Raw genomic sequence first — 9,001 nt, forward strand, 5'->3', positions numbered from 1 at the left:
CGCTGTGCTTAGGTGGGTGGGCGGCATTGCCGAAGAACTAAAAGTGAACGAGAAGATTTGTCGCTCAGCAAATGCCGGTTACGCACGGGATCGGCATTACGATCCCGTATCGCGTTGGAAAAGCCCTGATACGGAAGCGACTGGCGTGGTTTACTCATCAGGACCTGGTCGCGCTCCCCGGGGTGGGCTCGCGTGAGGTGTCCGAGGCACGACTGGTCTGCCACGCGCACCACATTCGCAGCGCCGCAATCTGGCGTGTCGCGACCGGGGTGTAGTTGCATGCTTGAGAGGCTGGGGCCGAGCAGGCGTGGACACGGCTGAAGGGGGCGCAGTGGTCGATTCGGATGTACGGGCCCGGCCCGACAACACCATCGCGGAAGGACGAGACATTAGCCAACGTGGTTTCCTGGGCTTTGGTCGTCGATCTTCAACTGGACCCACGCAGCAAAGCCCTCAAAAGGCTCGTCCGAAAAGGGGACCTGGGGTTTTCGGTTTCCTTGGCCGGCTGTGGATCCCGCTGGTCATCGTCGCCGTCGTCGTCGCCGGAGGCATGACTGTCTCGCGGTTGCACGGCGTCTTCGGCTCCGAGCACCGTCCGTCGTACGCCGAATCCAGACAGCAAGACACCAAACCGTTCAACCCCAAGCACGTGAAGTACGAGGTCTTCGGCCCCGCCGGGTCGATGGCCGACATCAGCTACTTTGACGCCAATGGCGAGCCGAACCATATCAACGGCATACCGTTGCCGTGGACCTTCGACATCTCGACGACGTTGCCATCGATCGTGGGAAATGTGGTGGCGCAGGGCAACAGCGATAGTCTCGGTTGCCGCATCGTGGTCGACGGCGTCGTGAAAGCCGAGAGGATCTCGCACGAATTGAATGCATTCACCTATTGCGTGTTGACGGCCACATGAGTACCCCCCAAATGGAGACTCAGCCGGCCGCGCGACCACGTATAGCGCGGATCATCCATCGCCTGTCCGTCCCTATTATTTTGGGTTGGCTCGCGATCGCCGTCCTGATCAGCATCGGCGTTCCCTCGCTGGAGCAGGTCGAAAAAGAGAATGCGGTCTCGCTGAGCCCGTTGGGGGCACCGTCCTTCAAGGCCATGGAGCGCCTCGGCCAGGACTTCCAGGAGACCAATTCCGGCGCCCTGGCCATGATTCTGCTGGAGGGCCAGCAGCAACTCGGCGACGACGCACACAAGTATTACGACCGCTTGGTACGCCTCCTGGAAGACGATCCCAAGCATGTGCAGCACGTCCAGAATTTCTGGGGCGATCCGCTTACCCGCGGTGCCGCGCAAAGCCAGGACGGCAAGGCCGCATATGTCCAGGTGAACCTGAACGGCAATCAGGGCGCGGCCGCGGGCGACGAATCCGTGGCAGCAGTCCGGAAGATCGTGCAGGAGGCTTCGCCGCCGCCCGGTCTCAAGGTCTACGTCACCGGCCCCGCGCCCATCGTTGCGGACATGAATATCGCCGGTCAAAAGACCATCATTTTAGTTACTTTAGCCAGCCTTAGCGTCATCTTCCTGACGTTGCTGCTGGTTTATCGATCGATAGTCACGGTCATTCTTTTGTTGCTGATCGTCGGCCTGGAATTGCAGATCGCGCGCGGAATGGTCGCCCTTCTCGGTCATCTCGGGCTGGTCGGACTCACCACTTTTGCCGTCAACCTATTGGTCGCCGCGGTCATCGCGACGGGAACTGACTACGGCATTTTCTTCGTCGGTCGATATCAAGAGGCACGGCAGGCGGGAGAAAGTCGGGAAGAGGCTTTCTACACCACATTCAACGGGGTCGCCAAGGTCGTCTTGGCCTCTGGTTTGACCATCGCCGGCGCGGTGCTCTGCCTCAGCTTCACCCGACTCCCCTTCTTCCAGCCGCTCGGTATCCCCTGTGCCGTCGGCATATCCATTGCGGTGCTCGTCGCTATAACGTTGGGACCGGCGCTTCTGGCCGCCGGCGCCCGGTTCGGTCTGTTCGAGCCACGCCGGGCGCTCTCGGCCCGCAGGTGGCGACGGATCGGTACTGCCATCGTGCGGTGGCCGGCGCCCATCCTCATTGCTTCATTGGCTGTCGCGCTGATCGGGCTGTTGACCCTGCCGAATTATCGGCCCAGCTATGACGACCAGAAATTCATTCCGCAAAGCATTCCCGCGAATGTGGGGTATGCGGCCGCGGCTCGGCATTTCCCTGGTCAGCGGATGTTGATGCCTGAGATTCTGTTGGTCGAGACCGATCATGATTTGCGTAATCCGACGGACATGCTGGTCATCAACAAACTCGCCAAGGGCGTTTTGGCCGTTCCGGGAATTGCGACCGTGCAGACGGTGACCCGCCCTGAGGGAGTCCCGCTGCAGCACACGACGATTCCCTGGATTGTGAGCATGGGCCAGGCGAGCCAGATGCAGAATATGGCTTTCCAAAAAGACCGCATGAACGACATGCTCACCCAGGCCAATGAGCTGGGGAAGATGATCGGCATCATGCAGCACATGCTGGATCTGATGAAGGAGCTCGTCGCCACGACTCACCACATGGTCAAGACGACGCATGAAATGCAGGACATCACGTCGGATTTGCGAGATCACGTATCGGATTTCGAGGATTTCTGGCGCCCACTCCGCAGCTACTTCTACTGGGAAAAGCACTGCTACGACATCCCGATCTGCTTCTCGCTGAGATCCATCTTCGACGCGATCGACGGCGTCGACGAGATCAGCGACAAACTGGGCGATCTGGTGAAGAACCTCGACGAGCTGGATGCCGTGCTGCCGCAATTGGTCATGCAGATCCCGCCCATGATCGAAACCATGTCGGGCATGCGCAACATGATGCTGACCATGCACAGCACCATGTCCGGGGTCATGGGCCAAATGGATTCGAGCGCCAAGGATCCCAGTGCTATGGGACAGGCTTTTGATGCCTCCAGAAACGACGACTCGTTTTACCTCCCGCCAGGGATCATCAACGGCTCCGACTCCTTCAAGCGGGTCGAGAAGGTGTTCATGTCACCGGACGGGAAAGACGTCCGTCTGCTCATCTCGCAGCGGGGTGACCCGCAGACACCGGAAGGCCTCTCCCGGGTCGAACCAATCAGGACGGCGGCCGAAGAATCGCTCAAGGGCACTCCCCTGGAGAATGCCAAGATCTATCTGACCGGTACGGCGGCGATCACCAAAGATCTGGTGGACGGATCTAAATTCGACCTCTTGATTGCCGGCGTATCCGCGCTCTGCCTCATTTTCATCATCATGCTGATCATGACGCGAAGCTTCATCGCCGCCATGGTCATCGTCGGCACGGTTCTGCTTTCACTCGGCGCGTCCTTCGGACTGTCCGTGCTGGTCTGGCAGTACTTGCTGCACATGCAGCTGCACTGGACGGTGCTTTCCACCTCCGTGATCGTGCTGTTGGCGGTGGGTTCTGACTACAACTTGCTGCTGGTATCGCGCATGAAGGAGGAAATAGGTGCCGGGATCCACACGGGCATCATTCGCGCCATGGGCGGTACCGGAAAGGTCGTGACGAACGCCGGCCTGGTGTTCGCCTTCACCATGGGATCGATGGTGGTCAGCGACCTGCGCAGCATCGGGCAGACGGGTACGACGATCGGCCTGGGCTTGCTGTTCGACACGCTGATTGTGCGCGCATTCATGACGCCGTCCGTCGCCGCATTGCTGGGACGTTGGTTCTGGTGGCCACAGCTGGTGCGCCCGCGCCCGGCCAGCACAATGCTGCGGCCCACCGGGCCTCGGCCGTTGGTGCGTTCACTGCTCCTGAAGCAGCCGCAATAAGTGGCGGCTTCCACTTCAGGAGGGGAACAGCGACCGTGGGGAACACTGTGACACAGGGCAATAGCGACGCGTGCCTGCTGAGGGTCGCATGACTACCGAACGCACCCGCCCTCCCGGCTTCGCGCGCAACATCCGGCGTCTTTCGGTGCTCATCATCATCGGGTGGGTGGCGCTGACCCTGCTGGTGACGTTCGGGGTGCCGCGGCTCGAGATTGTAGGCCAACAGCATTCGGTGCCCTTGGCCCCTCAAGATGCGCCGGCGGTCCAGGCTATGCAGCGCATGGGCAGGGACTTCAAAGAGTCCGACTCGGACAGCTTCGCGATGCTGGTGCTAGAGGGAGACCAGCAGCTCGGCGACCCGGCACACGCCTACTACGACAAGCTGGTTCATGAGTTAAGAAGCGACACAAAGCATATCGAGCACGTGCAGGACCTATGGGGAGACCGCCTCACCGCGGCGGGCGCCCAGAGCCCGGACGGCAAGGCCGTCTATGTCCAGTTGAACCTGGCCGGCAACCAGGGCACCACCCTCGGTCAGGAATCCGTGCAAGCAATCCGCGATGTCATCGCGCGGACACCACCGCCGGCCGGGCTCAAGGCCTACGTCACCGGTCCGTCAGCGCTCTTTTCCGATATGCAACTCGCGGGCGACCGATCCATTCTGAAAATGACGATGATCGGCGCCTTGATCATCTTCATCGTGCTGCTCATGGTGTACCGCTCGATCACCACCGTGATCCTGTTGCTGCTCACGGTCGGGGTCGAGGTCTTCGCCGCACGGGGTGTCATCGCGTTCATCGCCAGCAACAACCTGATGGCGCTCTCAACGTTTGCCGTCAACTTGCTCGTGGCCCTGGCTATGGCCGCCGGCACCGACTACGCGATCTTCTTCTTCGGCCGCTATCAGGAGGCGCGCCAGGCCGGCGAAGACCGGGAAACCGCGTACTTCACCACCTATCGCAGCGTGGCTCCCGTGGTCTTGGGCTCCGGTTTGACCATTGCCGGAGCGATGTTGTGCCTGAGCTTCACCCGCATGCCCATCTTCCAGACCATGGGCCTGCCGTGTTCCGTGGGCATGCTCATCTCGGTGCTGATCGCCCTGACGTTGGTTCCGGCGGTCCTGACCGTCGGCAGTGGCTTCGGATTATTCGACCCGACGCGCACGATCGGATTCGGCCGGTGGCGGCGAATCGGCACCGCAATCGTTCGCTGGCCCGCCCCCATCCTGTGCGCCACGATCGCGGTCGCCCTGGTCGGCCTGGTGACCTTGCCCGGCTACCAGACGAGCTACAACAACCGGCTCTATATGCCGGACAACGTTCCCGCCAACGTCGGGTACGCGGCCGCCGATCGTCACTTCAACCAATCTCGAATGATGCCCGAGATCCTGATGATCGAAGCCGACCACGACATGCGGAACCCGGCGGATTTTTTGGTGCTGCACCGACTTGCCAAGGGAGTCTTCGGGGTTCACGGGATCTCCCGCGTGCAGGGCATTACGCGGCCCGAGGGAACGCCGATCCAACACACCTCGATTCCGTTCCTGCTCAGCATGCAACAAGCGACCATGGGTCAGGACATGAAATACATAAGCGCGCGCATGGATGACATGCTCGTCCAAGCGGACATGATCGCCAAACAAATCGAGATCATGAAACGCATCTATACATTGCAAAAGCGCATGACTGAAATTACGCATGACACGATCGCCAAGACCAAAGAAATGGCCCTCGTTCTTAATGAGCTACGCGACAAGATGTCGGATTTTGAGGATTTCTTCCGGCCACTGCGCAGCTATTTCTACTGGGAAAAACATTGCTACGACATCCCGATATGCTGGTCGTTGCGAAGTATCTTCGAGATTCTCGACGGCGTCGATACGCTTAGCGACAAACTGACGTATATGCTGCAGGACCTTGATCACATGGACCGGCTGATGCCACAGCTGCTCGAGCAATATCCGCCGATGATCGCGATGTCGGAGGACATGCGGCGGATGATGCTGACGAACCACAGCACCATGTCCGGGATCATCGGCCAGATGGACAGCAACAACAAGGACGCCACCGCGATGGGGCAGGCATTTGACGACTCCAAGAATGACGACTCGTTCTATCTGCCGCCCGAAATTTTCGATAATGCGGACTTCAAGCGCGCAATGAGCCAATTCTTGTCACCAGACGGAAAGGCCGCTCGCTTCATCATTTCGCACCGCGGGGATCCCGCGACTTCTGAAAGCGTGAACCGCATCGACAAGATCAGGATGGCGGCAGAAGAAGCGCTCAAGAACACGCCGCTGGAGAACTCCAAGATCTACATTGCGGGTACCGCGTCGACGTTCAAGGACTTCCGGGACGGCTCCACTTACGACCTCTTTATCGCGGGCGTCGGTGCGCTTTGTCTGATTTTCATCATCATGCTCATCCTCACCCGAAGTTTTGTGGCCGCCCTGGTCATCGTGGGCACCGTGACGGTGTCGTTGGGCGCATCATTCGGGCTATCGGTGCTCATCTGGCAGTACATCTTCGGCGTCAAGTTGTACTGGATGGTGCTGCCGATGTCGGTCATCGTCTTGTTGGCGGTCGGATCCGACTACAACCTGCTACTGGTGTCGCGTATGAAAGAGGAACTCGCCGGCGGCATAAATACGGGCATCATTCGCGCGATGGGCGGTACCGGTAAAGTCGTGACGAATGCGGGTCTGGTATTCGCATTCACCATGGCCTCGATGGTGGTCAGCGATTTGCGCATTATCGGTCAGGTCGGTACAACAATCGGCCTGGGCCTGATGTTCGACACCTTGATCGTGCGCTCGTTCATGACGCCTACCATCGCCGCGCTGCTCGGTCGGTGGTTCTGGTGGCCGCAGTTGGTTCGCCCTCGGCCTGCCAGTCTGCTGCTTCGCTCCGTGGGATCGCGTCCGGCGGTGCGCACCCTGCTCCACGACGACGATGCGGACGCTCCCACGACAGAGATCCCGAGGCTGTCCGTGTAGGGTTCCATTCCCCGCGCCTAACGAGCAGTCAGCGCCGATACGATGCTGCAGTCGCGACACCCCTTTCCACTGCTTGACAGCGCAATCCACTATTGGAGGTAAAACTGGGATTGGTGCGTGCTGTGCAGTTGACGTCGACTAGGCGAATGACGACGACAGTCGAGGATCCTTTATGAAATTTGTCCTGGCATGCTACGGAACTCGCGGTGATATCGAACCTTCCGCTGCTGTCGGTCGCGAGCTGCTGCGCAGAGGACACGACGTTTGCATGGCTGTCCCGCCCGAACTCGTCGACTTCACCCAGGGGGTGGGGCTGTCGGCGGTCCCCTACGGTCCGGAAGTAAAGGACTTCCTCGACGAGGAGTTCCTGCGCAACATGTGGAGGGATTTGTTCCGCAACCTATGGACGATCCGCGGTTCGCTCCGGGTGGTGCGCAAAGTTTGGGAGCCGATTATCCGTTACTGGGACGACGCCAGTACGACCCTGTTGTCGCTGGCAGACGGCGCCGACCTGCTGTCCACCGGCCTGAACTTCGAGCAGGCCGCCGCCAACGTTGCGGAGCATCACGACATTCCGCTGGCAACGTTGCATCACTTTCCGATGCGTGCCAACGGCCAACTCGTTCCGAGCGCACCTGCGCGGGCTGTCCGCTCCACCATGACCGCGACCGAGTGGCTGTTTTGGCGCTCGACGAAGGAGGTCGACAACGCGCAGCGCCGTAAACTCGGCCTGCCTACGGCAACACAACGCTCATCGCGACGCATCGCAGAACGTGGAACGCTCGAAATCCAAGCCTACGACGAGGTTTGCTTTCCCCAGCTGGGCGCCGAATGGGCGAAATGGCACGACCGGCGCCCCTTTGTTGGCGCGCTCACCATGGAGTTGACCACCGACGCCGACGAGGACGTCACATCGTGGATGGCCGCCGGAACACCGCCTGTGTGTTTCGGTTTTGGCAGCATTCCGGTGGAGTCGCCTGCCGACACCATCGCGATGATCAGCGCAACATGTGCGGAATTAGGCGAGCGGGCGTTAGTTTGCTTCGGCGGGAACGACTTCGGCTGCGTACCAACTCACGACCACCTCAAAGTAGTGGGTGTGGTGAATTACGCTGCGGTTTTTCCCGCGTGCCGCGCGATTGTCCACCACGGCGGCTCGGGCACCACGGCGGCAAGTCTCCGCGCCGGGGTGCCTACGCTGATCCTCTGGAGTTCGGCCGATCAGCCGTACTGGGGGAATCAGGTCAAACGGCTGAACGTCGGCACTGCCCGGCGCTTCTCGGCTACAACGCAACAATCACTTGTTACCGACCTGCGTCGCACCCTCTCCCCCGAATGCGCCCTTCGAGCGCGCGAACTCGCCGGACGGATGACCAAACCCGCCGAAAGTATCAACAGGGCCGCCGATCTCCTGGAAGACGCGGTTCGCCGCAAAGCACACTGAGACGCGGGCGCGCCAACGAGCTCACCGCTACGACGATGGCCACGACTGCCTCGCGGGCAGTCCCCGGTCTCATGAGTGTTTGCTGGGTTGCGGGCAAGATGCCATGATCGATTCCGTGGTGAGTTGATGTTAGGGAACTTCTAGAACGTGGCGAGTTCAATTCGGTCTAGGGTCGCCACTGCCGGTACTGACATGCGTGATAGGGGCCAGGCTTGACCGAGCACAGTTGCCGCGTGTGCGAAGGCGAGGTCCGCCAGGTTCTGGATCTCGGCCGCCAGCCCATCTCGAACGCCTTTATGCGCCCTGAGGAAGCCTCCACAGTGCCGTTCTTCCGACTTGCGATCGGACTCTGCACCTCGTGCACAATGGTGCAACAGCTTCACGAAGTTCCCGCAGCCCAAATGTTTCATGCGGAGTACCCGTACCGTGCTTCCGGTTCCTCAGTGATTCGCAAACACGGCGAGGGCGTGGCAGAGCGAATCATTCAGGCCTGCGCTAGTGATCCGGACAGCTTCGTCGTAGAAATCGGCAGCAACGACGGTGTCATGCTAAAGGCGCTGAGCCAGGCCGGAATCCGACATTTGGGAGTGGACCCGGCCGCAGTCGCGAATCTTGGTAGCCGTCGATGCGTTGAAGAAGTCTTTCAACACGCTGACGCCGTAGGTCGCCGCCACGTCGGCTGCGACTGCGGCCGGGTCCACTCCCAAATGTCGGATTCCGGCCTGGCTCAGCGCCTTTAGCATGACACCGTCGTTGCT

Annotated in this window: 4 protein-coding genes and 2 pseudogenes; 5 read left to right on the forward strand and 1 reads right to left on the reverse strand. The window is 60.4% G+C overall.

Annotated elements, in window-relative coordinates; genetic code table 11:
• The first annotated feature begins 550 nt into the window (after positions 1-550).
• From A5782_RS13510 to A5782_RS26835, 5 genes and pseudogenes are all read left to right on the forward strand, one after another.
• Positions 551-916 (forward strand): MmpS family protein, encoded by a 366-nt coding sequence (locus tag A5782_RS13510; protein ID WP_231986680.1) that lies wholly within the window; start codon positions 551-553, stop codon positions 914-916.
• Positions 913-3,804 (forward strand): RND family transporter, encoded by a 2,892-nt coding sequence (locus tag A5782_RS13515; protein ID WP_067100411.1) that lies wholly within the window; start codon positions 913-915, stop codon positions 3,802-3,804. Before A5782_RS13510 ends, A5782_RS13515 begins: the two co-directional genes overlap by 4 nt.
• Positions 3,805-3,892: 88 nt before the next feature.
• The gene (locus A5782_RS13520) at positions 3,893-6,799 is read left to right on the forward strand and encodes an RND family transporter (RefSeq protein WP_067100414.1); all 2,907 of its coding nucleotides are present in this window, start codon (positions 3,893-3,895) and stop codon (positions 6,797-6,799) included.
• Between the two features lie 172 nt (positions 6,800-6,971).
• Entirely contained in the window at positions 6,972-8,243 is a 1,272-nt protein-coding gene (locus A5782_RS13525; protein WP_067100417.1) for a glycosyltransferase, read from the forward strand.
• Positions 8,244-8,476: 233 nt separating this feature from the next.
• Positions 8,477-8,638: pseudogene (locus A5782_RS26835) on the forward strand (SAM-dependent methyltransferase); the annotation flags it as partial.
• 153 nt (positions 8,639-8,791) lie between these two features.
• On the opposite strand, the pseudogene A5782_RS26840 reads toward A5782_RS26835, so the two are convergent.
• Positions 8,792-9,001: pseudogene (locus tag A5782_RS26840) on the reverse strand (hypothetical protein); the annotation flags it as partial.

The organism is Mycobacterium sp. 852002-40037_SCH5390672 (genome assembly GCF_001665875.1).
Taxonomy (GTDB): domain Bacteria; phylum Actinomycetota; class Actinomycetes; order Mycobacteriales; family Mycobacteriaceae; genus Mycobacterium.

Bases quoted from the DNA above. Each gene is read 5' to 3' on its own strand.
- A5782_RS13510 (WP_231986680.1), top strand. From the start codon at position 551: ATGACTGTCTCGCGGTTGCACGGCGTCTTCGGCTCCGAGCACCGTCCG.
- A5782_RS13515 (WP_067100411.1), top strand. From the start codon at position 913: ATGAGTACCCCCCAAATGGAGACTCAGCCGGCCGCGCGACCACGTATA.
- A5782_RS13520 (WP_067100414.1), top strand. From the start codon at position 3,893: ATGACTACCGAACGCACCCGCCCTCCCGGCTTCGCGCGCAACATCCGG.
- A5782_RS13525 (WP_067100417.1), top strand. From the start codon at position 6,972: ATGAAATTTGTCCTGGCATGCTACGGAACTCGCGGTGATATCGAACCT.